28 protein-coding genes are annotated in these 23152 nt (G+C 62.6%); 11 read left to right on the top strand and 17 right to left on the bottom strand.

Features of this window, described 5'->3' with window-relative positions:
• Window positions 1-57 precede the first annotated feature (57 nt).
• The 8 genes from lepB (AB4Y77_RS00140) (at window position 58) to AB4Y77_RS00105 (ending at window position 5309) form a co-directional block, all read left to right on the top strand.
• Complete coding sequence (gene lepB, locus AB4Y77_RS00140) at window positions 58-732, top strand: signal peptidase I (protein ID WP_311213395.1); 675 nt, start codon at window positions 58-60, stop codon at window positions 730-732.
• The gene (lepB, locus tag AB4Y77_RS00135; protein ID WP_442012625.1) at window positions 733-1611 is read left to right on the top strand and encodes a signal peptidase I; all 879 of its coding nucleotides are present in this window, start codon (window positions 733-735) and stop codon (window positions 1609-1611) included. It abuts the gene before it with no gap.
• The gene (locus tag AB4Y77_RS00130) at window positions 1611-2387 is read left to right on the top strand and encodes a ribonuclease HII (RefSeq protein ID WP_442012624.1); all 777 of its coding nucleotides are present in this window, start codon (window positions 1611-1613) and stop codon (window positions 2385-2387) included. Before lepB (AB4Y77_RS00135) ends, AB4Y77_RS00130 begins: the two co-directional genes overlap by 1 nt.
• Window positions 2388-2493: 106 nt before the next feature.
• Window positions 2494-2838, top strand: coding sequence for a DUF2469 domain-containing protein (locus AB4Y77_RS00125; protein ID WP_018776202.1), 345 nt, complete (start codon window positions 2494-2496; stop codon window positions 2836-2838).
• Window positions 2839-2941: 103 nt separating this feature from the next.
• Window positions 2942-3307, top strand: a complete 366-nt coding sequence (locus AB4Y77_RS00120) for a YraN family protein (RefSeq protein WP_311213392.1) — start codon at window positions 2942-2944, stop codon at window positions 3305-3307.
• Window positions 3308-4780 carry a YifB family Mg chelatase-like AAA ATPase gene (locus AB4Y77_RS00115; protein ID WP_442012623.1) on the top strand — a complete coding sequence of 491 codons (1473 nt, stop codon included), beginning with the start codon at window positions 3308-3310 and terminating at the stop codon, window positions 4778-4780.
• 63 nt (window positions 4781-4843) lie between these two features.
• Entirely contained in the window at window positions 4844-5056 is a 213-nt protein-coding gene (locus AB4Y77_RS00110; RefSeq protein WP_442012622.1) for a helix-turn-helix domain-containing protein, read from the top strand.
• 13 nt (window positions 5057-5069) lie between these two features.
• Window positions 5070-5309 carry a hypothetical protein gene (locus AB4Y77_RS00105; RefSeq protein WP_442012621.1) on the top strand — a complete coding sequence of 80 codons (240 nt, stop codon included), beginning with the start codon at window positions 5070-5072 and terminating at the stop codon, window positions 5307-5309.
• 58 nt (window positions 5310-5367) lie between these two features.
• On the opposite strand, the gene AB4Y77_RS00100 is transcribed toward AB4Y77_RS00105, so the two are convergent.
• The 11 genes from AB4Y77_RS00100 to AB4Y77_RS00050 form a co-directional block, all read right to left on the bottom strand.
• Complete coding sequence (locus AB4Y77_RS00100) at window positions 5368-5847, bottom strand: hypothetical protein (RefSeq protein ID WP_442012620.1); 480 nt, start codon at window positions 5845-5847, stop codon at window positions 5368-5370.
• 8 nt (window positions 5848-5855) lie between these two features.
• Window positions 5856-8948 carry a phage tail tape measure protein gene (locus AB4Y77_RS00095; protein ID WP_442012619.1) on the bottom strand — a complete coding sequence of 1031 codons (3093 nt, stop codon included), beginning with the start codon at window positions 8946-8948 and terminating at the stop codon, window positions 5856-5858.
• 134 nt (window positions 8949-9082) lie between these two features.
• Window positions 9083-9295, bottom strand: a complete 213-nt coding sequence (locus tag AB4Y77_RS00090; protein ID WP_442012618.1) for a hypothetical protein — start codon at window positions 9293-9295, stop codon at window positions 9083-9085.
• Window positions 9285-9806, bottom strand: a complete 522-nt coding sequence (locus AB4Y77_RS00085; RefSeq protein WP_442012617.1) for a hypothetical protein — start codon at window positions 9804-9806, stop codon at window positions 9285-9287. The genes AB4Y77_RS00090 and AB4Y77_RS00085 overlap by 11 nt, the downstream gene beginning before the upstream one ends.
• Window positions 9807-9808: 2 nt before the next feature.
• Window positions 9809-9988, bottom strand: coding sequence for a hypothetical protein (locus AB4Y77_RS00080; protein ID WP_442012616.1), 180 nt, complete (start codon window positions 9986-9988; stop codon window positions 9809-9811).
• 8 nt (window positions 9989-9996) lie between these two features.
• Window positions 9997-10155 (bottom strand): hypothetical protein, encoded by a 159-nt coding sequence (locus AB4Y77_RS00075; protein ID WP_442012615.1) that lies wholly within the window; start codon window positions 10153-10155, stop codon window positions 9997-9999.
• Complete coding sequence (locus AB4Y77_RS00070) at window positions 10148-10432, bottom strand: hypothetical protein (RefSeq protein ID WP_442012614.1); 285 nt, start codon at window positions 10430-10432, stop codon at window positions 10148-10150. Before AB4Y77_RS00070 ends, AB4Y77_RS00075 begins: the two co-directional genes overlap by 8 nt.
• Window positions 10429-10773 carry a hypothetical protein gene (locus AB4Y77_RS00065; RefSeq protein WP_442012613.1) on the bottom strand — a complete coding sequence of 115 codons (345 nt, stop codon included), beginning with the start codon at window positions 10771-10773 and terminating at the stop codon, window positions 10429-10431. The genes AB4Y77_RS00070 and AB4Y77_RS00065 overlap by 4 nt, the downstream gene beginning before the upstream one ends.
• A gap of 121 nt (window positions 10774-10894) precedes the next feature.
• Window positions 10895-12469, bottom strand: coding sequence for a DNA primase family protein (locus AB4Y77_RS00060; RefSeq protein ID WP_442012612.1), 1575 nt, complete (start codon window positions 12467-12469; stop codon window positions 10895-10897).
• An 8-nt stretch (window positions 12470-12477) separates the two neighbouring features.
• Window positions 12478-12768: a helix-turn-helix domain-containing protein gene (locus tag AB4Y77_RS00055; protein WP_442012611.1), complete on the bottom strand. Its 291-nt coding sequence runs from the start codon at window positions 12766-12768 to the stop codon at window positions 12478-12480.
• 232 nt (window positions 12769-13000) lie between these two features.
• On the bottom strand, window positions 13001-14395 hold the full coding sequence (locus AB4Y77_RS00050; RefSeq protein WP_442012610.1) for a recombinase family protein: 1395 nt from the start codon (window positions 14393-14395) through the stop codon (window positions 13001-13003).
• A gap of 119 nt (window positions 14396-14514) precedes the next feature.
• On the opposite strand from AB4Y77_RS00050, the gene dprA reads away from it, so the two are divergent.
• The 3 genes from dprA to AB4Y77_RS00035 all read left to right on the top strand — a co-directional run bounded on the left by dprA (window position 14515) and on the right by AB4Y77_RS00035 (window position 17479).
• Complete coding sequence (gene dprA, locus AB4Y77_RS00045) at window positions 14515-15747, top strand: DNA-processing protein DprA (RefSeq protein WP_442012609.1); 1233 nt, start codon at window positions 14515-14517, stop codon at window positions 15745-15747.
• 87 nt (window positions 15748-15834) lie between these two features.
• Window positions 15835-16734: a tyrosine recombinase XerC gene (locus tag AB4Y77_RS00040; protein ID WP_442013036.1), complete on the top strand. Its 900-nt coding sequence runs from the start codon at window positions 15835-15837 to the stop codon at window positions 16732-16734.
• Between the two features lie 241 nt (window positions 16735-16975).
• Window positions 16976-17479: a DUF3145 domain-containing protein gene (locus tag AB4Y77_RS00035; protein ID WP_026005636.1), complete on the top strand. Its 504-nt coding sequence runs from the start codon at window positions 16976-16978 to the stop codon at window positions 17477-17479.
• Window positions 17480-17628: 149 nt separating this feature from the next.
• Here AB4Y77_RS00035 and AB4Y77_RS00030 read toward each other — a convergent pair whose 3' ends face one another.
• The 6 genes from AB4Y77_RS00030 to AB4Y77_RS00005 form a co-directional block, all read right to left on the bottom strand.
• Entirely contained in the window at window positions 17629-18864 is a 1236-nt protein-coding gene (locus tag AB4Y77_RS00030) for a beta-ketoacyl-[acyl-carrier-protein] synthase family protein (RefSeq protein ID WP_311213389.1), read from the bottom strand.
• A gap of 133 nt (window positions 18865-18997) precedes the next feature.
• Window positions 18998-19243, bottom strand: coding sequence for an acyl carrier protein (locus AB4Y77_RS00025; protein ID WP_011692310.1), 246 nt, complete (start codon window positions 19241-19243; stop codon window positions 18998-19000).
• 116 nt (window positions 19244-19359) lie between these two features.
• Window positions 19360-20421, bottom strand: a complete 1062-nt coding sequence (locus AB4Y77_RS00020) for a beta-ketoacyl-ACP synthase III (protein ID WP_311213388.1) — start codon at window positions 20419-20421, stop codon at window positions 19360-19362.
• Entirely contained in the window at window positions 20418-21347 is a 930-nt protein-coding gene (locus AB4Y77_RS00015) for an ACP S-malonyltransferase (protein ID WP_442012608.1), read from the bottom strand. Before AB4Y77_RS00015 ends, AB4Y77_RS00020 begins: the two co-directional genes overlap by 4 nt.
• 88 nt (window positions 21348-21435) lie before the next feature.
• Window positions 21436-22680 (bottom strand): PucR family transcriptional regulator, encoded by a 1245-nt coding sequence (locus AB4Y77_RS00010; protein WP_442012607.1) that lies wholly within the window; start codon window positions 22678-22680, stop codon window positions 21436-21438.
• A 205-nt stretch (window positions 22681-22885) separates the two neighbouring features.
• The coding region (locus AB4Y77_RS00005; protein ID WP_442012606.1) for a hypothetical protein at window positions 22886-23152 on the bottom strand (267 nt) is incomplete at its 5' end.

Genomic DNA, 23152 nt, shown 5'->3' with positions numbered 1-23152 from the left:
CCAGGATTCGTGCCCGGTTGTTCCGGAGCAATCCGCAACGCAACAGGGATACGAGTCATGGACACATCAGAACGCCAGCCCCGGAAACAGGGCTGGCGTTTTGTTTTCCTGGCACTGGTCCTCGCTGTAGCCATCAGCGGACTGGTCCGGTCTCTGTGGCTTGACGTTTATTACATCCCGTCCGAATCCATGGAACCCCTCCTCGGGGCAGGGGACAGGATCCTGGTGTCACGGACAGCCTTTAATTCCGAGCCGATCCGCCGCGGTGACATCGTGGTCTTCGACGGCCGCGGCTCATTCGCTCCGCTGAGCAGCGGGCAAGGCCCTTTTGTTGACGCAGTCTCGGCCGCAAGCCAATGGTTTGGACTCACCGGCAGCGACACCACCTACGTCAAGCGGGTCATCGGCGTTGCAGGGGATCGTGTCCAGTGCTGCGATTCCAGCGGCCACCTCACAGTCAACGGCCAGCCGTTTGAGGAACCCTATGTGTATCCAGGGGATGAACCCAGCAAGCAGAAATTCGATGTCACAGTACCGGAGGGCCGTCTGTGGTTGATGGGTGACCACCGCTCCCGGTCTGCCGACTCCCGTGGACTGCTGGGTGCGCCGGGCGGCGGTATGGTTCCTGTGGAACGCGTGATCGGACGACCGGTCCAGATTATCTGGCCACTTGATAGATTTGCAGAAATGCCTCGCTCTACGCGGGCCGAAACATCGAAGAACGGACAGTAGATGCCGGACAAAGCTCCAGAGAATCCCGAGCGGTACGACGACGACGCCCGGGTCTCGGACGGAACGGCACCTGCCGCCGGGGTGGATGATTCGCGCCATCCTGACGCCAGTGCTTCCGGCAACGCAGCTTCTGCCGGCGACAACGGCAATCCCGCGGCCCGTGACTCCACAGGCGGCGCCCACGCAGTGGAGAAGCCCCGCAAGAGCCCTGTCCTGGTCTGGGTCAAAGAGATCGTGACCGTGGTGGCCATCGCGCTGGTGCTGTCCTTCCTGCTCAAGACTTTCCTTTTCCGGGCGTTCTACATTCCGTCGGAATCCATGGAAAGCACCCTGGACGTCAACGACCGCATCTTCATCAACCTCCTGGTTCCTGAACCTTTCGCCCTCCAACGTGGCGATGTCGTGGTGTTCAAGGACTCCCAGAACTGGCTGACGCCGGTGGCCAAAGAGCCGGCCGGCCCGATGGACTGGGTGGGGGACGCACTGGAGTTTGTGGGTTTGGCTGCTGACGACAATGAGCAGCACCTCGTCAAGCGTGTCATCGGGCTTCCCGGGGACCGGGTTTCCTGCTGCGATGCCCAGGGCCGTGTCAGTATTAATGGTGTGCCGTTGGACGAGACGTACATCAACCCTGCCGAGATACCGCAGCCGAATGCCTTCGACATTGTTGTTCCGGAGGGCAAGGTGTGGGTGATGGGCGATAACCGCAATCATTCGGCGGACTCACGCGCTCACCAGGAGAGCAACGGCGGGTTCATCAACATTGAAGACATTGAGGGCAGGGCCACTGTCATAGCCTGGCCCGTGAATCGCTGGACCTACCTGGACAACTTTTCGGACGTCTTCCGCGATGTCCCCGAAAGCACCCCGGCAAAGTAATGGCAACGACGGCTGCCGGTTCCAAGGGCACGACGCAGGTCAAGGTCCCAACCAAGACCAAGAAAAAGGCCAAGTCCACCACCAAGGCGAAGAGCCCTGTGGGTTTCCCCACCCTTGAGGTGGAGCGCTCCTTCCTGTCGCCCGGCGTGCGGTTGTTGGCCGGCGTGGATGAGGTAGGCCGGGGCGCCCTGGCCGGACCGGTCAGTGTAGGGATTGCCGTGGTCAACCTCCAGGATCATGGCTTGTTGGCCGATGTCCGCGACAGTAAACTCCTCAAGCCCGAGGACCGTGACAGGCTGGAACCCTTGGTCCGCGAATGGGCTGTTGCCTCCGCTGTAGGGCACGCCTCGTCCAGGGAAATTGATGACATTGGCATTATTGCCGCCTTGCGCCTGGCAGGGACGCGTGCGTGGCTGGAGATCCTGGCCGGCGGGATTACGCCTGACATCGTCCTCCTGGATGGCAGCCACAATTGGCTCTCCCCGGAGATTCAGGCTTCCCTCTTTGACGAGCCCGCTCTGGGACCATGGTGCGAGGCTCCCGTACATACCCGTGTCAAAGCAGACATGAGCTGCCTCAGCGTTGCCGCCGCCAGCGTCCTGGCAAAGGTGTCGCGTGACCGCATCATGGTTGACCTCCACTCCGAGGTCCCTGCCTACGGGTGGAATGAGAACAAGGGATATGCCACGTCCGCCCACAGGGACGTGATCCGGCTTCAGGGGCCCAGCGCTTACCACCGGACCAGCTGGAACTTGACGGGGCCTGAAGCCGTCTGACGGCACCCTGCACAGAGTCGCGGCTCTGCAGCGGCCTCGTTGGCGCGGTCTGTGTGGCGCGGCCTGTGTGGCGCGTGCCGCCCGGCAGATAGTGCAAGATGGAACTATGAGCGCCGAGGACCTTGAGAACTATGAAACCGACATGGAGCTGCAGCTCTACCGCGAATACAGGGATGTTGTCGGTCTTTTCAGCTACGTCGTGGAAACTGAGCGACGGTTCTACCTGGCCAACCACGTGGATCTGCAGGCACGCAGCGCGGACGGTGAGGTGTACTTCGACCTGACCCTGCAGGATGCCTGGGTGTGGGATGTTTACCGTTCAGCGCGTTTCGTGAAGAACGTCCGCGTCATCACGTTCAAGGACGTCAACGTCGAAGAACTGCCGCGCAGTGAAGACCTGGCCTTGCCCAAGGATGGCGGGCTCGGAGACTTGGGCGATCTCGGAAACTAGCCTTTGACTCTTCCTCCACAGCAGTGATCCCGGAGGGTTTACCCACATAGCTTCGTGAGCCACTGCCGCCCACCGCCCCCGGCCGGAAAGCTGGTAAGCGGAGGTGATGGTCATGAGAGCAAAAGACCTGCTGGGCCGTAGCGGCGAGGCCCTGGCGGCCGGTTTCCTGGAAAACCAGGGGATGCGGATCGTCGATCGGAATTGGCGATGCGCAGACGGTGAAATCGACATCGTCGCGATCGACGGAGACACCCTGGTGGTGGCTGAAGTCAAAACCCGCCGAAGTCTGGACTACGGTCATCCTTTTGAAGCTGTGGGGACTGCCAAGTTGGCCCGTCTCCACCGATTGGCTTCATCGTGGTGCCGGGAACACGAACTGAAGGCACCACGCAGGCGAGTGGACGTCGTGTCGGTCATTGACGACGGCGTGGGCGAGCCCGAGCTTGACCACCTACGGGGGGTGGGCTGAATGGGGGTGGGGCGCAGCTACTGCGTTGCTTTGGTGGGCCTCAACGGCTACATCGTGGAGGTTGAAGCCGATATAGGCCAGACGCTTCCGAACTTTGTCATTCTGGGCCTGCCGGACGCCGCGCTGAACGAAGCCAAGGAGCGAATCCGATCGGCTGCCCAAAACTCCGGGATACCCCTGAGCCGGCGAAAGATCACGGCCAACCTGATACCGGCGTCCCTCCCAAAACGGGGCTCCGGCTTTGACCTGGCGATCACCATGGCGGTTCTCTGCGCCGCAAACGACGTCCGTTCCATCGGCGGGACTGTCTTCATCGCGGAACTGGGTTTGGACGGCCGGTTGCGGCCGGTCCGGGGCATCCTGCCGGCGGTGATGGCGGCCGTTCAGGCCGGCTATCCCGACGTCGTCGTAGCGGACTCAAACGCCGTGGAGGCTTCGTTGGTCCCGGGGGCGAACGTCCGCGGGTACAGGACGCTCGCAAGGCTTGCGTTCGACTTCGGGGCCGACCCCAAGGAACTGGCCCTCGACTACGATCCCGGCGACGGCTGCGTCCCCGACGACGACGGCTACCATGCCCTGGCACCGGACCTCTGTGATGTGTCTGGCCAGGGCGAGGCGCGCCGGGCGCTTGAAGTCGCTGCCGCAGGCGGCCACCACATGCTGCTGACCGGGCCGCCGGGAGCTGGAAAGACCATGCTGGCTGAGCGTCTGCCGGGACTGCTCCCGGATCTGGCAGACAACGCCGCGATGGAGGTAACGGCCATCCATTCGCTGGCCGCCGTTCAGTCATCTGCTGTGCGGTTGATCCGCAGGCCGCCGTTCGAGAATCCGCATCACAGTGCCACAGCCGCGGCCATCATTGGCGGTGGATCCGGACTTCCCCGGCCGGGTGCTGCCTCCCGGGCGCACCGCGGCGTCTTGTTCCTGGACGAAGCTCCGGAGTATGAGCGCCGGGTGCTCGATGCGCTCCGGCAACCGCTGGAAAGCGGGGAGCTGGTGATTCACCGCTCGGCAGGAACCGCGGCGTACCCAGCTCGTTTCCAACTCATCCTTGCTGCCAACCCTTGCCCGTGCGGTAAGGCGTCCGGCAAGGGAATGGACTGCACCTGCACTGCCATGATGCGTCGGCGGTACTTCGGGAGGATGTCGGGCCCACTGTTGGACCGGGTGGACATCCAGCTTCAGGTTGAACGGGTGTCCTTGGCGGATTTTGGTCAAGCAGGAAAGGAAGAAGACTCAGTCGCTGTAGCAGCCCGGGTGTTGGCGGCAAGGGAAGCCCAGTTGGAACGATTGCGGACACTGGGGCTTGAAACGAACTCCCAAGTTCCAGGACGCACCTTGCGAGGAGAGCTGCGGCTGTCGTCGGGGACCACCCGGATCCTGGACGCCGCTTTGGAACGCGGCACGTTGACTGCCCGCGGTTACGATCGCGTCCTCCGGCTACGGTGTACACGTCAATTGCAGAAGTCCTAGGCGCACTCGTTAACACTTGAACGCACCTAGGCGCACGTAACTATAGGATTCAGGGAAGGACAAATGACTGCTGGTCACGAAAGTTCGGCACTCAGGCTTTACACCGTCGAGGAGGCAAGCAAGCTACTCGGCACATCCAAAACGTACGTCTACGAGCGAATACGCGCCGGCGACCTGCGCACCGTGGATCTAGGAACCGGCGAGCGTTCCAAGATCCGCATACGCCAGGACGATCTGGAGCATTTCATCGATTCAAGAACAAGCACTACTCAATAGGGGACAACGAACCATGACTGCAACCACCACCGCCGCACCAGCAGGCTTCCTCGCACCTGAAACAACGGCAGATGAACCGAACTTCTTCGGCGACCTGCACAAGGGCCCCACACTCGGTGAGGTCGAGACCTCTTGGACTCCCGAAGAGGGAATCCTTGTTCACGTCGGCGCTGGTGAGGGCATGACCGTGGACAAAGCCCGTCAGCTGCTTGCAGACCTTCGAGACGTTCTGGGACGCGTCGAAGGCCTGTAAGCTAGGCATGCAAAAGGCCCGGAACGCTTGGACGTCCGGGCCTTTTGCATGCCTCAAATCAGCCGTGCGGCACTTCCTCCGGCCTTAGCGTGTCACCGCCAAAAGCGTGCACACGCCATTCCCCGAACTCGGGACGCCAAGCCAAGGTGACGAACCCAGCCGCCATGACGACCTGATCCTCCAGCACCTGAAAGCTTTGCGTGACTCCAGAAAGGATTTTCAGGTAGGCAACGCCGTCATCTCCCAAGGCCCGGTTGGCCATCGACCCGAAACCACGGTCTGGAATCGAGGCAAGGAACTGGGCTGCGTCCGAGAAGTCGCCCCAAGCTGGCAATGACTCGGGGGTCACCACCCGACGGAGAGCTACTTGATACTCGGCTGGGTCACTCAAGGCGTTGCAAAAGAGCAGGCCGACGGCAACAGGGTCCTGGAACGATGGTTCAGGTAGCGCTTGTTCAGCCTCATCATCCACGCCGAATCGTCGCCACTCGGCAGGAGCTTGGTCGTCTGGGTGTTGGTTTGTTGTCATGGGCTCCATGCTAGACGTCACCTCCGACCATTTCGCATGTACTGGGATGCTGCGTCCGCCGACGTTACGACGTCGGACGCAACGCTTGTGACCTGGGCGAGGAGGTACTGGCCGGTAAAGGGGTTCTCCACATATACCGTCGGCGAGGAAACCTGCACCGCCCCGACTCCACCAGCTGCAGCAGGTTGGTGGCCGCCGTAGCCGTGGCTGGATCCGTAACCGCCGGCCATGGACTTCGACGGTGCCTGATAGGCGGCGAACACGTCGTCCAGGTTCAGGCCATCGTTCACGGCCCGGAGCCAGTGGTCGTTGCGGTCCGACTGGCGGCCGTTGATAATCCACTCTTGGCCCTGCAAGCCCAACGGCTCACCGTTCACCAGACCGAGAACATTGTCCTTGGACATGTCAGCTGGCCGACGTCCAGGCACGCGCCCGCCACGGTAGAAGCCCATAAGCTCCCGAACCTGACCGCCGGTGGCACCACCGTTCTGCGCTTCGAACAAGCTGGCCGACTTTCCAGTCGGGCCGAATATCTCCTCGTACTGCTGGATGTTGCGGGTTCGGATTGTTACGACGGATTCCGTGCCGTTCAGGGCGTCAGCCGCACCCTTCACACCTTGCAGCTTCGCCATGGAGTCCGCGTAGTTGTTGATGGCCGTCTCAATGGGCACGCCGTCAGGGATGCCCAGGGCGGACCGTGCCAAGTCGTCAGCCTTTGTTTCAGATGCACCGAAAGCAATTGCCGTGTCATACAGAGAGCGGTAAGTGGTTCCGAGCTTGGCCTGCAGCTCAACCTGCGTCGCGTTGTTGTTGGCCATGGCCTGCGTGGTGCTGATGGCCTTTTGAGCCAGCTCACCAAACACGCCGTTGGCATTCCGGCCAGCAGCGGTTGTCAGGTCGAAACTGCCCGTCGCCGCGTCGAGAACCAGGTTCCCTGCCGTCTGGGATGCGTTGACCTCATCGATCCTGACCTTGAGGCCGGCGAGGGACTCCTGGTAGGCCGACTCCGCGTCACGTGCCGAGAGGGTGGCAAGGCCGGCGGCAAACATGACGTCGAGCAGCTTGGATAGGGACTGAATGGTGCCGTCCGCTGCGAGGCCCATGTCAGCGAGCTTCTGCCGTGCCTCTTCCGTGGCTTTCGCTTGGAACTCTGCTGCCTTTGCCTGTCCCTCCTGGGACGCCATAGCTGCGGCCAGTTTGCCAGGGATCTTACCCATAGCGAAGTCGTACAGCTCCTGCTGGTTCAGGTTGATCCCGACGGCGCTTGCCTGCTGCAGCAAGGAATCCCGGTACTCGGGGAACCGAGCAAAGAGTTTCTCCTGCGAAAGCCCTGCTTCCTGTGATGCCGTGGCGAACTGCTTGAAGTTGTCCGCCGCTGCCTGAGTGTTGCCATTCTTCGCCATACCGGCGATAACCTGGTCCGCCTGCGCCAGGGCGTTCGTGGCCCGGTGCACCTGTGCCTCGTAGCCGGTAACTTGCTTGGTCACGTTGTTCATAAACCCGTTGAAGTCGTCCTGGTCCGAGGCCTTGAAAAGGTCCTTGAGGTTGGTAACCTCCATCGTTCCGAAACCGCCGTTGGCGTTCTTCAGGAAGTCCTTATCGAAGGTTGCCCCGAACTGGTCTCCGGCTTTCGAGGCTTTTAGGATCTGATTAGCCATCTCCTCGAATGAACGCGTGGTCCCGTTCATGGAGTTTCCGACCTGTCCCGCGATCTGCAGCCCGACGAGCGCGGCGCCGGTTATGGCTGCGGCCTTGCCCACTTTGCCCAGTCCGTCGGCCAGCTTGGGCGAGGAGGCGCGGAGTTCGTCGAAGGACCGTTTCGTCTCGATAACCCGGGGGAAGGTTGTCAGGAAGGCTCCACCGAGGAGAGCAGCTCCACCCGTTAGCGCGGCAAGCCCGAGGGTAGTTTCGAGGACAGGGCCCGGGATTTGTCCGATGGAGTCGATGAGCTTATCCGCGCCATGGGCGAGCCCTCGCAGGACGTCGTTCGCTCCGGAACCTGACTTGAGGAACACGGAGTCCAGCGAGCCGCCAACCTTCTCTATGTCGCCAGCAAGGTTGTCCTGCTTGATTGCTGCGGTGACGGCGGCATAGCCGGCTTCGTTGACCTTGTCCGTCCAGTCTGCGATGCCCTGGGCGCCCTGTTCGTACAGGACGTTCGCGGCACGGACAGCGTCAGAGCCGAAGATGATTTCCATGGAGGCGCTGCGCTGTTCGTCAGTTAGGCCCTTCATGGATTCTTGGAGGTTGCCTGACAGTGCTTCCAGCCCGATGAAATTGCCCTGGGCGTCGAAGGCGTGGATGCCGAGGCGCTCCATCTCAGCGGCGGCTTCCTTGCTGTTGGGCGTAAGCGCCTGCAGCATGGTCTTGAAGCTGGTACCGGCGTCGGAGCCGAGTAGACCGGATGCCGCGAAGGCAGCGAGACCGCCGGTGGTTTCCTCGATGGACAGGCCAGTCTGCGACGCTATGAGACCTGCTTGCCCCAACGCCATGCCAAGGTCCTGCACAGAGCCCTGGGCTTTGCCAGCACCGGCGGCGAGGAGGTCCGCAACGTGCGGCAAGTCGTCGCCACGCAGCTTGAACTGAGTCATGGCAGTCGCGGCCAGCTCCGCAGCGTCAGCGACTTCCAGCGAGCCAGCAGCCGCCAGAGAGAGGGCACCGCCCAAACCGCCGGACAGGATGTCCTTGGTGGAGACGCCAGCCTTGGACAGTTCAGTGATGGCCTCGGCAGCTTCCTTGGCCGAATAGGACGTGTCCGCGCCGGCGTTGATTGCTGCCTCCCTCAGCAGCTCCATATCTCCTGCCGAGGCATGCGTGGCGGCACGGACCTCAGACATGGCCTTATCGAACTCGGCGTAGGACTTGATAGCCAAACCAACACCGACAGCAATGGCCGTACCGACGCCGAGGAGAGTGGTTCCGGTGGACCTCCATGCTTCCTCATGCCGGCTGGCAGACTGCACCATTTGGCCGAGAGCTGTGGAGGACTTGGCGGCAGTCTCCTGAGCCTTCTTACCGACATCATCTGTCGCTTTTGAGGCTTCCTGCATCTGCTTACGGAAGTCCCCGATTTCCGCTTTGATGCGGACTATGACTTGACGTTCAGCCATCGTTTTTCCTTTCGTTGAAAGGGGACTAAACCCCTGATGATCAAAAAGCTCTAACCTGCGGCAGTAGGAAAAACCCTCCCCGGCGGTCCGGCAAGGGTGGGGGCGGAGGGGTCACCCCCCACCCCCAATCCAGCTCACTCGCGGGGCGGTACAACCTCGCTGACACGCCTTCCATCGGGCAGTGTGGGTTCAAGGTCCATGAGTACCGGTTGCCCTGTCTTGTCCTTGGCTGTCGGGTGCTTCGTGACGCCTATGGGCATGCGGTCGGTGTCCAAGGTTCCGTCCGCGTTGCGTGGCATGTACGGGTAGTCACCGTTCGGGCCCGGGTCCAGTGCGTCAGTGGCCACGGCTGGCCTCCTGCTCTGCACGCTGCTGCTGGTATGCCACTGCTTCCTCGTAGCTGCTGGGCTGTGACCATGCGTTGTACCCCTCGGCGATCTGTGCGCCGATGTCATCAACCACGCGGTCAGCGTTGCTCTTCAGGAACCCGACGAAGTCGAACTCCACAAAGCGCAGGTCCGTGATGATCGTGCCGTCCGTGCCGTGCCGAAGGTTGGCGTTCTGTGCGGCGGCCCTGACATGGAAGCGAGCGAGGCGGCTGGCGTGGAAGTGTGTGTACTCAGCGAACGCCTTGTTCACGTCCAGGTCCTTGATGGCCTGGGCTGCGTTGTCTTGGTGTCGCTTGGCGGCTTCCTGCAGCTCGTCCTCGATGGTGGGGTAGCGATCGAGGATCTCTTCATCCCAGGCGCGTTTGGCGGTGGCGAGGACTTCGGCGCGGCGCTCGGCTTCCTGCTGCTGCTCTGCTGCTCTGCGTTCGAGTTCGGCGTGGAGTTCGTTGGTGCTGGCTTCGATGGTCATTGTCATGCTCCTTCTGCTGCGTTCTTGGCTTCTTCCAGGTATCCGATTTGCATTCGGACGCTTCCTGTTTTGTGGCTGTCGGGGAGGGCTTTGAGGCGCGCGTGTTCTTGCTTGGCGCTGTCAGTCCACAGCGCTGCCTTGCCGGCTACTGCTGATGCGGGGAGTTCTGAGTTCGTTGTCATTTCGGTTGTCACCTTTGATGGTTGGGTTTGTAGGGCTTGTTGAGGATGGATGCGGGGCGGAGGCCGCGCACGACGAGTTTCCGCGCGAATACCTCGGGAGGGATGTTCGTTTTCTTTTCGCGGGGTTGCCGTTTCTTCCAGCCGACGTCGTGCTTTTGCTTACCCATGAATTTCCTTTTCTCCTGTGCTTGGTCGGGCGTAGTGGTTGGCTATGGTGCCGGCGAGGACGTTGGCGGTGTTGCGTCCGTCCGGGAGTTGGTGCCAGTTGGCGGGGAGTACGTCGTGGACTGCTTCCCTGGCTGCGTATGCGATGTCGTTGGCGTTGACTGTTGGCGCAGGCTTGGGGGTCGGAGGGGTTTCGGGGCGGGGTGGTGCTGCGCCTGGGCGTCCGTCCATGTGGTCGGTGTTGGGGATGCCGAGGAAGGCTGCGAGTTCGGAGGTCATGGCCGGCCTTCCTTGGGTAGGACGATCAGCGGGAGTCGGGAGTATTCAGCGGCGAGGCTTGCGCGGATGCCGTCTTGGCCGTCGTTGTAGCCGCCTACCCATCCCGGTTTGGTGACGTGCCACATTCGGACGAGCGCTCCGGTGCTGGTGTCTTTCCCGAGGAGTTCGATGCCGTCGTTGCCGTGGTCGATGCCGGGATGGATGCGGCCTATTCCTTCGAAGCGTTCCCAGTCCTCGAAGTGGAGCTGGTCGAGCTGCTTGGCAATGTCTTTGGTGATGGTGAGGCCGTCGATGGTCAGGGTGGTGACGCTGGCTTGGATGGTGTTGAGTTCGGTTGTCATGCTGTGAATTCCTTGAGTTCTAGGGGTTTTGAGGTTTTGAGTGGCGTAAGTGGCTTAAGGTCGGTAACTTTCCCTTCACACGCACGCGTAGAGAGAAGTAGTAGTCATGCCACTTGCGCCACTAGAAGCCACTTGAGACTCCGAAAGCCGTGATTCCGCTGACGGGTTTGAGCTGGATTCCGGCGCGGATACGGACTCCACCGGTACCTTTCCTTGCCTCGAATCCGCGGTTCTCCAACTGGATGCCAAATGCGCGTTTGCTCATGGGCGCGTGCCCTTCTGCGGCTGCCCACTGTGTCCATGCGTGGTGGAGTGGTTCGGTCAGGGATGAGTAGCCGGGGCCGGTGTCGCATTCGTCGCTGATGAATCGGCCCAGGGCGTCGGCGTCGCGGTGGTAGTCGTCCGTGGCGTTGAGGACTGCAGCGGGTTCGGCGAGGCCGCGTTCCTGATAGTCCTGCCAGCCGGTGACTGCCCAGGCGAGGATGGCGTCCATTTCGAGCTGGAGTTTCTCGGGCAGGTGCGGGTCCTGTTCGTGGCCGGGGATGACGACTGAGAACGGCACGACGCGGAGGCGAGCCCAGATAGCCGAGTCGTCGCCGCTGACCTTTGGCAGGTGATTGGTGACCAGCGCGGCAGTGTGCGAGGGGTCGAACTCTGCGAAGTCCTGGTAGAGGCGTCGAGCGCGGATCCTGTCGCCGCCGGTGAGGCGTTTGACGGTGGCTTCGGCGAGACGGCGGTCCTTGTCGGATTCGGAGACGACTACCCAGCGCCGGCCTCTGAGGTCCATTTCTCCGGTGGGGTGGGCGCCTTCGCGGTGCATGAACAGGTCGGGCTCTGCTGTGGCCGCGTAGTCTCCCAGGGCGGCGGCGAGTGCGCCGTACCAGACGCCTTTACCGTTGCGTCCTTTGCCGGTGAGGATGGCGAGGACGTGTTCGAGGACCTTGCCAGCGAGTGCGAGGCCTGCGTAGCGCTGGAGGAAGTTGCGGGCTTCGACGTCGGGCAGGACGCGGGCGAGGAAGGCTTCCCAGACTGGGCCGGTGGCGTCAGGGTTCCATGCGGCAGCTGCGCGGCGAGTCATGCGGTCTGCTGGCTTGTGTGGGCGTAGCTCCATGGTGTGGAGGTCGAGGGTGCCGTTGGCTACGTTGAGCAGGTAGGGGTCTGCGTCGAGCTGGTCTGGCGTGGTGGCGAACTCGGGGAGTGCTCGAGCTATTTTGAGTACGCCTTCGATGCCGTTGGAGGATTCGCATTTGCGGACATCTTGGCGGAGGTCTGGATCGTTGAGGGAGTTGGCGAGGGCTTTGCGGAGGGTTTCGAGGACTGCCCTGGTGGCGCGGCCTGTCTTGTCCTCTTGCCAGCAGGAGCCGTCGTAGTAGTGCCAGCCGAGGCCGTGGACGTGGATGAGCTTGTCTTTGTAGCCGGAGGCGAGGGCGTAGGCGATGCGTGCTTGGCCTCGGTGTACCTGGGTGCCGGTTTTGGCCCGTTCGGCGTGGATCTTGAGGAGGGCTTTGTCGCGGAATTCCTCGTGCTGGGCGGGGGTGATGTTGGCTGCTCCGCCGTGCTTGACGTAGGAGGCGGACACAAGCCGGGTTAGCTGGACTCGTTCATCGCTGGTGAGGTCCTCGCCCGGTACACTGGTTGTGGTTGTTGTTGAATGGTTTTCCTGCCCCTCGGTTTCCCAGACCGGGGGGTTTTCCATGTTCTGGTTCACGCAGCGTCACCGCCGGAGGTCCGGAACAGCATGGACAGTCTGTCTCGCTGCTCAGGGCTGAGTGGGGGAGCTGATGCCACTACCCGGGCGATATGCGCTTCGAGGGAGTCAGGTTCGACGTCGTGGCTGTCGATGTCTGTTCGGCGGATGCGGATGGCTCCGCGTCCGAGGCGGCAGGCAGGGAGGTCGCCGGCGCGGACACGGCGACGTACGGTTTCTGGTGTGACTCTGAGGAACTCGGCCGCTTCACGGACGGTGAGTAGATGCTCTTGAGTTTGAGTAGACAAGGTCGGAGCCTCCGGGACAGTGTTGAACTGCCGCGGCTCCGTAGGAGTAGGACGGGTCCGAACCCTGCCTACCTACGCGATGCGGTGGTACCTCTCGCATGCTGTGGTGTTTGTTTCCCCTGCTTAGCTATCGGACTTCGCTACAGGGCTACTCTCTGCCTCTACTTTAACGACAAATTGAACCGAATTACGCCAATTTGAGCGTGTCGGGGTTTGTTGCAGTGGGTTTGGGTTAGCTGGACTTCCATTCGATGCCGACGGTTTCGGGGCGGAAAGTGCGCGTGCCTCGCCCTGGCGGGTGGAGCGTCACCGTGGCAAGGAGGTCGATGACCGCGCGCTGTTTGCTGGTCGTCATGTTGGTCCAGGCTTCCAGCACGTCGCCGGCAGCGATGAGAGGTCCGAGGACATCGACGCGGCCAGCGTCTGCCATTGCTTGCTCTGCGGTGGCCAACTTCTCTTGAATTCGTGCCGTGGCGTGGCGGAGCTGCTGCGTAGTGAGCTCACCCTCGGCGAAGTCAGTAGCCAGGGAGTTGAGGCGCTGCCGAAGCGCCGTTGCCTCTGCGCGGAGTTCCGGGAGGTTGACGTTGCTGCTGTCGGTCAGGAGGTGGCCGGCGTCGGGGAGGGAGAGGCGCGCGGCAATGACCTGCCCAACGTAGTCCTCCACCGGTTCGGCCATACGGGCGAAGTGTCCGAAGCTGTTGGCGCACCGGTAACCGCGTACCTCGCGACGGGCGTTGGCTCCTGCGTGCACGTTGCCGCCGCATACTCCGCAGAGTGCTAGGCCGGATAGCAGGTATTTGGCCGCGTTAGGGGTTTGGTTGCCGGCCCGGTGGGCAAGGATGGCTTGAGCGGCGTGCCAGGTCTCCTCAGTAACGATGGCCGGCCATAAGGCATCGGCGACGATTTCGCCCTTATGCGCTCGCTTGCCCATGTAGCGGGGGTTTCCGAGTACGTCGCGGACGCTGGAGCGTGTCCAGGGTGACGGCTGGCCGGCGTTGGCTCCACGGCGCTTTTGTCCGGTGACGAATCCCTGGCGGTTCCAAGTGCGTGCCACTTCTCCCAGGGGGATACCGGCAAGGAAGGAATCGAAGCCTTCCGCGATGGCGGCTGCTTCGAGTGGGCGGACGATCATTCCGCCGTCGTCGAAACCGAACGGGCGCCGTCCACCGGCTGGCTTGCCTGCTGTGGCTGCTTGCAGCGCCGCTCTGCGTTGGCGGTCTGACTTCATCTCTACTTCCATCCGTGCCACGCTGCCGAGCGCGTCGGCGACGAAGCGGCCGGCGGCGGTGGAGAAGTCCAGGTCCGCGCCGTTCACCAGGGCAAGCTGTGCGTTGGCGTCTCTGCATGCTTCGTACAGTCGCAGCTCGTCCCTGCGGTTACGTTGCAGCCTGTCCAGGGACCACGCAATGACGACGCTAGCGCGGCCCTCAGTGACAGCTTGGAGGACTGCTTCGAAGCCGGGCCGGCGCTTGCCACTGTAGGCGCTGATGTCGTTGTCCGTCTCCACCGCGACGACTTCGAGGCCCCGTTCCTTGGCTTTGCGCTCGCAGTCCTCCCGTTGGCGGCTGACTCCAAGCTGCTGTCCGGTGCGGTCGTCACTGATGCGGAGATAAATAATTGCTTTCACATATGCAAACGTAGCATCCAACTGCTGGCGTGGACGCTTGCAGACCTGGGACACAGCGGGACACCGGACGTTGATCACATCGGCCAAGCACTCGGACTGCGGCAAGCAGCGGGTACGACATGACAGACATCGAAACGAAGGGAACCAAGCAAGTGGCCGCAGCGGGGATGCAGGACAAGGAACGGATTGCGCGGGCAGCACTTGCCCGACTCATGGAGCCACAGGACTCTGTTGGGCTCGCCTTGGTACGTGCTCTCGGGGCGGTCGACGCCTTGGGTGTGGCTACCGGAGAACTGGCGACAGGTCCCACCGCGGAGCAGGAGATTTCCGCCCTGCTTGCCGAAGCCGGGGGACCGTCCACGTGGGTGGGACTCCCCGCCACTCTCCGGCGATGGGCGCCACGCGTCAATGACCTTGCCCCGGACCGTGACCTGGAAACCATGCGTCGGCTGGGCGGGCGCTTGATCATTCCCGGGGACGAGTTGTGGCCAAAGCAACTGGAGGACCTTGGACTTCAAGAACCGCTATGCCTGTGGTGGCGGGGCCAGGAGCAGCCGCTGCCGACCCTGGATCGAACCATTGCCTTGGTGGGGTCCAGGGACAGCACGAGTTACGGCGCGTCCGTTACGGGAGACTTCGCGTATGGCTTGGCGCAGCGTGGCTATACGGTGATCTCCGGGGGCGCCTATGGCATTGATGCCCATGCGCACCGTGGCGCGCTCAGCGGCGGGGGAGCCGGTCTGCCCACCATTGCCGTGATGGCCGGCGGCGTTGACCGCTTCTATCCCTCCGGCAACGAGGACTTGCTCCGGGCTGTTGCCACCCAGGGGGCTGTCGTCTCGGAGGTACCGCCCGGGTCAGCCCCTACCCGGTACCGGTTCCTGCAGAGGAACAGGATCATTGCCGCCCTGGCGTCCGTCACCGTCGTGGTGGAGGCCCGTTGGCGCTCCGGTGCTCTCAATACTGCTCATCATGCAGAATCGATCGGCAGGGTTGTTGCGACCGTTCCGGGGTCCATTCACAGCGCCAACTCGGCAGGTTGCCACCGCCTGCTGCGGGACGGCGGAGCTGTGTGTGTCACCGACGTGGGTGAGATCGCCGAGTTGGCCGGAGCAATTGGAGAGTCCAACAGTGAGGAAAAGACAGCCGACGCGTCAGTGCACGATGGCTTGTCGTTGGAAGATCTCATTCTCCTGGATGCCCTGCCCCTCCGATCCACCAGTTCAGTGGAGAAGCTGGCGGTGGTGGCGGGCCTGAGCCCGGATGCTGTGCGTGCAGGCCTCGGTCGGCTGGGGCTCATGGGATTGGCCAGCCAGGAGCGAGGCACCTGGAAACGGGCCAAAAACACCTGACCATCATCGGAAGACATGTTGATCCCTTCCGTTGGTACTGGATGCTGGCACAGTGGAAGTGTGAACGCTCAATCACTGCCATCATCGATGCACAGCGCACTGGCCGGCTTTCGCCGATACCTGGAAGGTGAACGGGCGAGGTCGGCGCACACTGTGCGTGCTTATCTTGCTGATGTGGAGAGCCTTCTCGGTTTTGCCGTGCAGGAGGGTATCGACGACCTCGGACAGCTGGAGTTGGGTTCCCTGCGTCGCTGGCTTGGTGCGCAGAGTGAATCGGGCATGGCCAGGGCTACCCTGGCCCGACGGGCTGCCACGGCCAGGTCCTTCACCGCCTGGGCCCTGAGAGAAGAACTCATTGCCACAGATCCGGCGATCCGCCTGCAGGCACCCAAACGGGACAAATCTTTGCCAGGCGTCCTCCAGCAGCAGCAGGTAGCCCGGATGGTGGACGACCTGAACACGGCCGCCGCAGAAGGAGGCCCCATGGCTGTTCGCAACCGGGCCATGGTGGAACTCCTTTACGCCACCGGAGTTCGTGTCGGCGAACTCGCTGGCCTGGATATTGATGACCTCGACCCGGACCGGCGGACGCTCCGGGTCCTGGGCAAGGGAAACAAAGAGCGAACTGTGCCGTACGGGGTTCCAGCAGCTGTGGCAGTCGATGACTGGCTTCGTCGGGGACGTCCTGCGGTGGTCACCTCCAGCAGCGGGCCGGCGCTCTTTTTGGGTGTGCGCGGCAACCGGGTTGATCCACGCCAGATCCGGGCCGTGGTCAGCGAACTGCTGCAAGCCCTGGGCGACACGGCGGCCACGGGACCTCATGCCCTCAGGCACAGCGCGGCTACCCACCTTTTGGACGGGGGAGCCGACCTGCGTGCCGTCCAGGAGATCCTTGGCCACAGCAGCCTGGCAACCACCCAGATTTATACCCACGTGTCCGTTGACCGGCTCAGGAAGAGTTATCAGCAGGCACACCCCAGGGCATGAGCAGGACCGCTCATGTGCCGCACTGGCGGAAACCGGCGCCGTACGGCAAAATAAGAGCACCACGGGGAAACCTTCAATTCACAGTTGAGGGTTACCTCTGTGCCAAGATCGTCAGTAGTACTTCACACAACTGAATAGCCTGTCAGGGACCGCAAAGATTTTTCATGGCATCCGGCAGCAACAGCAAAACATCCAGGCAGAGGTCGTTGGGGAAGACGTACCTACAGCTATGGAGGATGGAATGTCTGTTGCAACAACCCGCGGTGTCCTGTTTGTGCACTCGGCCCCTACGGCACTTTGCCCACACGTTGAGTGGGCCATTGGATCGGTCGTGGACAAGCGGACCGATCTTGAGTGGACCCCTCAGCCGGCTGCGCCTGGAATGTTCCGGGCGGAGTTGTCGTGGACCGGAACGCCCGGTACGGGGGCGCAGTTGGCGTCGGCACTTCGGGGCTGGGCCCACTTGCGTTATGAAGTTACCGAAGAACCGAGCCAGGGAGTGGACGGCGCCCGTTGGTCCCACACCCCGGAGCTCGGGATCTTCCATGCCGTCACAGACGTCCATGGCAACATCATGGTCACCGAGGACCGCATCCGCTATGCCTATGAATCAGGTGCCGGCGACCCTTCAGCTGTCTACCACGAGTTGTCCCTGGCGCTGGGTGAGGCGTGGGACGAGGAACTCGAGCCCTTCCGGCATGCAGCGGAGGGCGCTCCGGTCCGCTGGTTGCACCAGGTCGGTTAGCAGGGCGACCAAGACGGCTGACCGCAAAGAGTCCGCCGGCCGCAACCAACAAAAAGTGTCTCCCATAGCAATGAGAAGGGCCCCACCTGGTGGTGGGGCCCTTCTCACGTTCCACTCAAGTTTGGATTCAAGGGTGTGCTCTGACGCGGTCAGACGTTCCTGACCGCTATGACGGCATTGTGTCCGCCGAAGCCGAAGGAGTTGCTCAACGCCACGATGTCGCCGCTGGGAAGATCCCGGACGGATGTCACGACGTCGAGGGGGATCTCGGGATCCTGGTTTTCGAGGTTGATGGTCACCGGTGCCTTGCGCTCGTAGACCGCCAGCACGGTCAGTACGGCTTCAACGGCGCCTGACGCGCCCAGGAGGTGGCCCATCTGCGACTTGGTGGCTGAGACCGCCACGTTGTCTACGTGGGTCCCCAGAGCGGCACGCAGCGCCGTGTATTCGGGCTTGTCACCAACAGGAGTCGAGGTGGCATGGGCGTTGACGTGGACAACGTCCTCGGCCTGGATGCGGCCATCGAACATTGCGGCCTTCAGTGCGCGGGTAGCACCAAGGCCTTCGGGGTCCGGCGCGGTGATGTGGTAAGCATCCGCCGTGACGGACGTTCCGGCCAATTCGGCATAGATGCGGGCGCCACGGGCAATGGCGTGTTCCTCGGCCTCGAGGACCAGTGCGCCGGCACCTTCACCCATGACGAAGCCGTCGCGGTCGATGTCGTACGGGCGGGAGGCACGCTCCGGCTCGTCGTTGCGGCGGGACAATGCCTGCATGGAGGAGAACGCGGCCAACGGCATCGGGTGGATGGCAGCTTCAGCGCCACCGCACACTACGACGTCCGCTTTGCCGGAACGGATCAAGTCCAGGCCGAGGTGGAGGGCTTCTGTGCCGGACGCGCAGGCCGAAACCGGGGTGTGCGCTCCGGCGCGGGCGCCCAGATCAAGGCTGACTGCTGCGGCCACACCGTTGGGCATGAGCATGGGAACGGTCATGGGCAGAACCCGGCGCGGGCCCTTGTCCCGGAGCGTGTCCCAAGCATCCAGGAGGGTCCAGACGCCGCCGATGCCGGTTGCAAAGGCTACGGCGAGGCGGTCGTGGTCGATCTCTTCGATACCGGAGTCGGACCAGGCCTCACGTGCGGCGATGACACCAAACTGCGTGGATGGGTCCATGCGCTTGGCCTCGACGCGGCTCAGAACCTCAAGTGCCGGCGTCGAGCACCGGGCAGCAAAGTGGACGGGGAGGTCGTATTTGGCCACCCACTCGTCTTCGAGCGTGCGGGCGCCGGAGACCCCTTTCAGCGCGTTCTGCCACATTGTGGGTACGTCGCCGCCGATGGGAGTGGTGGCCCCCAGACCGGTTATGACTACTTTGCGTGCCATGCGATCACTCTCTGTCGGATCAGCCGTCCCTCCTGCAGCTTTCACAAGGGGAGGCAAAAAAATCTTTGGGTGGTATTGCGGCTGTGCCGGGCGCAAGGATGACAATCCTGGCCCGGCACAGCTGGTGTCAGGACTAGGCCTGTGCGTTGGCGATGAAGCTGACGGCGTCGCCGACGGTCTTGAGGTTCTTGACCTCTTCGTCCGGGATGCGAACGCCGAACTTCTCTTCAGCGTTGACAACGATGGTCATCATGGAGATGGAGTCGATGTCCAGGTCCTCCGTGAAGGACTTGTCGAGCTCTACGGCTTCGGTGGCGAGGCCGGTCTCTTCGTTGACGATTTCAGCCAGGCCGGCCAGGATTTCTTCGTTGCTAGCCATTGTTGGCTCCTTTTCTTGTTGTACCGGCTACTGCCGGAAAGGGGGCAAACCGCGGTTTGCGATTTGGGTTTGTAAGTCGTATTCAGTTGGCTGGTGGTAGCCGGGACGAGCCCCGGCTAAGGCAGGACCACTACCTGGGCGCCGAAGACCAGTCCGGCGCCGAACCCGATCTGCAGGGCCAGGCCGCCGCTCAGCTCAGGGTTTTCCTGGAGCAAGCGGTGCGTTGCCAGCGGGATCGACGCCGCGGACGTATTGCCCGCTTGGGCGATGTCGCGGCCGATGACAACAGATTCGGGAAGCTTGAGCTTCTTGACCATCTCGTCGATGATCCGCATGTTTGCCTGGTGCGGGACGAAGGCAGCGAGGTCGCTTGCTTCAATGCCGGCGGCATCCAAGGCCTGCTGGGCAACCTTGGCCATTTCCCAGACGGCCCAGCGGAACACGGTCTGACCGTCCTGGCGCAGGGTGGGCCAAACATCCTGGGTTGCCGAAAGAATGGCGGGATCGTCGATTTCATCGGAGTGCCGGGCTGACTCGCCCAACTTCTTGACGTCCTCGAGGGAGTGAGTCATGCCGATGGCGTCCCACTTGCTGCCGTCTGAGCCCCAGACGGAGGGGCCGATGCCGGGAGTGTCGGACGGGCCAACCACCACAGCACCTGCGCCATCGCCGAGGAGGAACGAGATGGTGCGTTCGTGGTTGTCGATGACATCGGAGAGCTTCTCCGCGCCAACGACCAGGACGTATTGGGCTGCGCCGGAACGGACCAGGGCATCGGCCTGGGCCACGCCATAGCAGTACCCGGCACAGGCGGCCGAAATATCGAAGGCCGGTGCCGGCGTCGCGCCCAAACGTTCGGTGAGTGCAGCAGCAGCCGAAGGCGTGGCGTAAGGGTGCGTCACGGTGGACACGATCACGGCGCCCAGTTGGGACGCTTCGATGCCGGCTTGCTGCAGCGCTTCGCGTGCGGCGCCTTCGGCCATGTCGATGACGCTGACGTCAGCAGCAGCACGGTGGCGGGTGATGATGCCTGTGCGCTGGCGGATCCATTCGTCGGAGGAGTCGATCCACTGGCAGACGTCCTCGTTGGTGACAATGACATCGGGGCGGTAGGCGCCGATGCCGAGGATGCGTGCATTCTCGTTGACAACAGCTTTGTTCAACACGGGAGTGCTCATGCCTGTCCCTCCAATTCTGCGAAGAGCGCGAGAGCCGCGGACAGGTCATCCGGGGTTTTGACAGCAACAGTTTTGACGCCGGGCATGCCGCGCTTGGCGAGTCCGGCGAGGGTGCCGGCAGGGGCCAGTTCGATCACGCCGGTGACACCACGGCCCACGAGGGTTTCCATGCATTTGTCCCAGCGGACGGGACGGGAAACCTGGGCGATCAGGCTGTCGACGGCGGCAGCTCCGGCAGTGACTTCCTTGCCGTCGTAGTTGGACAGCAGGGGAACGGCCGGGTTCTGCGGTGAAAGCGAGGGTTTGAGGGACTCAAGAGCGCTGACGGCCGGAGCCATATGGGAGGTGTGGAATGCTCCTGCAACCTTGAGCGGGATCACGCGTGCCTTGGCCGGCGGGTTCTCTGCCAGGGCCTTGAGTTGGTCGAAGGTGCCTGCTGCGACCGTCTGTCCGGCACCGTTGACGTTCGCGGGCGTGGCGCCGGCGGCTTCGATGGCTGCGAGTACCTCAGCGGGATCGCCGCCCACCACGGCACTCATGCCGGTGGGGGTGACAGCAGCCGCGGCGGCCATGCTGTTGGCGCGTTCCCGCACGAAGGTCATGGCTTCAGTTTCCGTGAGGACACCGGCCAAGGCAGAAGCCGTGATCTCGCCTACGGAGTGGCCTGCGAGGATCACAGGGAGCGTGCTGAGTTCGACGTCGAACAACGACGTGGCAGCTACGAGTCCCGCCGCGACAATCAGCGGCTGGGCCACCGCAGTGTCCTTGATGGTTTCTTCATCCGAGGTGGTGCCGTGGGCCTTGAGGTCAATGCCTGCGATCTCGCTCAGGTTGGCCAGTTGGCCTTCGACGGAGGGGAGTTCCAGCCAAGGGGCCAAAAATCCAGGGGTCTGGGAGCCCTGTCCAGGGCAGACGATTGCAAGCACGTATCCAGCTTTCCAAATTGCCACGTGATCCACTGGTGTTTTGGTACACCAAGCTCACTGGGTCAGTTTGTAGGAAGTCTACAACGGTTCAGTTCTGTGAACGCGACGTATGACGTTCGGGAGCGGCTTTCGGTTGGGCTGAAAGCCGGCCTACCACCAGGGCGGTTTGGAGTACGAAAGCTTCCCTTGGGAGGAGCGGATCCCAGCCCGTGACGTCGCAGACACGCTTCAAACGGTAGCGCACTGTGTTGGCATGGACGAACAGTTCGCGTGCTGTGGCTTCCAAGGAATGCCCCAGCTCGAGATAGGTTCCCAGGGTCTCCACCAAGCCGTTGGAGGCGGCGAGCAGCGGCCGGTAAATGTTCTTGATCAAGCACCTGCGGGCCGCGTCATCACCGGAGACAACGCGCTCTGGAAGGAGGTCGTCGGCGGCAACTGGTCGTGGGGCGGACGGCCACGCACGGGCGGCAGTGAGCCCAGCGAATGCTGCCTGGGCCGAGCTGCTGGCCTCCAACAACGACCCGGCCTCGGGACCATAGACCACAGCCCCCGGCGCAAAAAGCTCACTGAGTTTGAGGTAGGCGGTGTCACGGTCCTGGACACCGCCAAGGATCAGGATGAGCCGGTCACCCTGGATTCCCACCAGGGCGTCCTCGGCGAAACGCCCGGCAGTCCGGCGAAGTTCGCTGACATAGCTGGCGCTTGGTTCCGAGGGCGAATTGCCCACCATCACCGTGAAGCGCTCCTGGGCTTTCCACCCAAGGGCTGCGATCCTGGATCGCAAAGCATCGGTATTCTCACCTCGAAGGATGGCATCCACAATCAGTGCTTCCAGGCGGGTATCCCAGGAGCCGCGGGACTCGGCGGCCCGGGCGTAGACGTCCGCAGCAGCAAAGGCCACTTCGCGCGAATACCGGAGGACGGCTTCGCGAAGTGAGGGCTGGTCCGATTCCGGCGCGATCACCGGAACCTGGTCCTCCACCACCTCCACGACGATGCGGATCAGCTGCAGGGCTTTTTGCAGGCTGATGGATCGGGTCAGTTCTGTGGGGGCGTTGCCGAACACATCAGTGAGGATCCACGACGGCGAGCTGGGCCGTTCGTACCAGGTTACGAACGCAGCGATGCCGTTCTGTGCCACGAGCCCCAGCGCCGAGCGCTCATCGGAGCTCAAACGGCTGTACCAGGGCAGCGACTTCTCAAGTTGGCGCATGGTGCTGGTGGACAGTTGGCCCACGTTGGCGCGGAGTTGACGCAGAGTTTCGGCCTTTTCAGGCGACAATGCCTGGTTTGCTGCCTTGCGCTTGGTGGTGGTTTTGCTTGGCTCTGCCATGGAATGAGCATACGGCCCATCCCGGGCAAGCTCCATTTGTGAGAAGGCTACAACTTGCGTTGTTGCTGGTCACATGCGCGGGAGTCCTCTTCCCTCACGGTTAAACCACGACGGCGGCCGCCACCTTTCGGTGGAAGCCGCCGTTGCGTTGGGTGCTGGAGTGGCCCTTGGTACCGGACTGCGTCCGAGGGTTTTCCTGCGGTTGTTAGGCGTCGCCGCCTGCTCCGCCGGTGGTACCGGCGTTGACATCCAGGAGCCTGTACTTCTCGATGGCCTTCTCCAGGGCACCTTCTTCAACTTCTCCCTTGGCGGCAAGGAGTTGCAGGGTTTTGGCGACGATGGAGTGGGTGTCGTTTTTGAAGTAGCGGCGTGCGGCTTGGCGGGTGTCGGAGAAGCCGAAGCCGTCTGCTCCGAGGGAGGCGAAGTCGTTGGGGATGTATTGGCGGATTTGGTCGGGGACGGCTTTCATGTA

Source organism: Paenarthrobacter sp. YAF11_1 (assembly GCF_052113445.1).
Taxonomy (GTDB): Bacteria; Actinomycetota; Actinomycetes; order Actinomycetales; family Micrococcaceae; genus Arthrobacter.
This window is presented reverse-complemented; position numbering and strand designations above follow the sequence as displayed.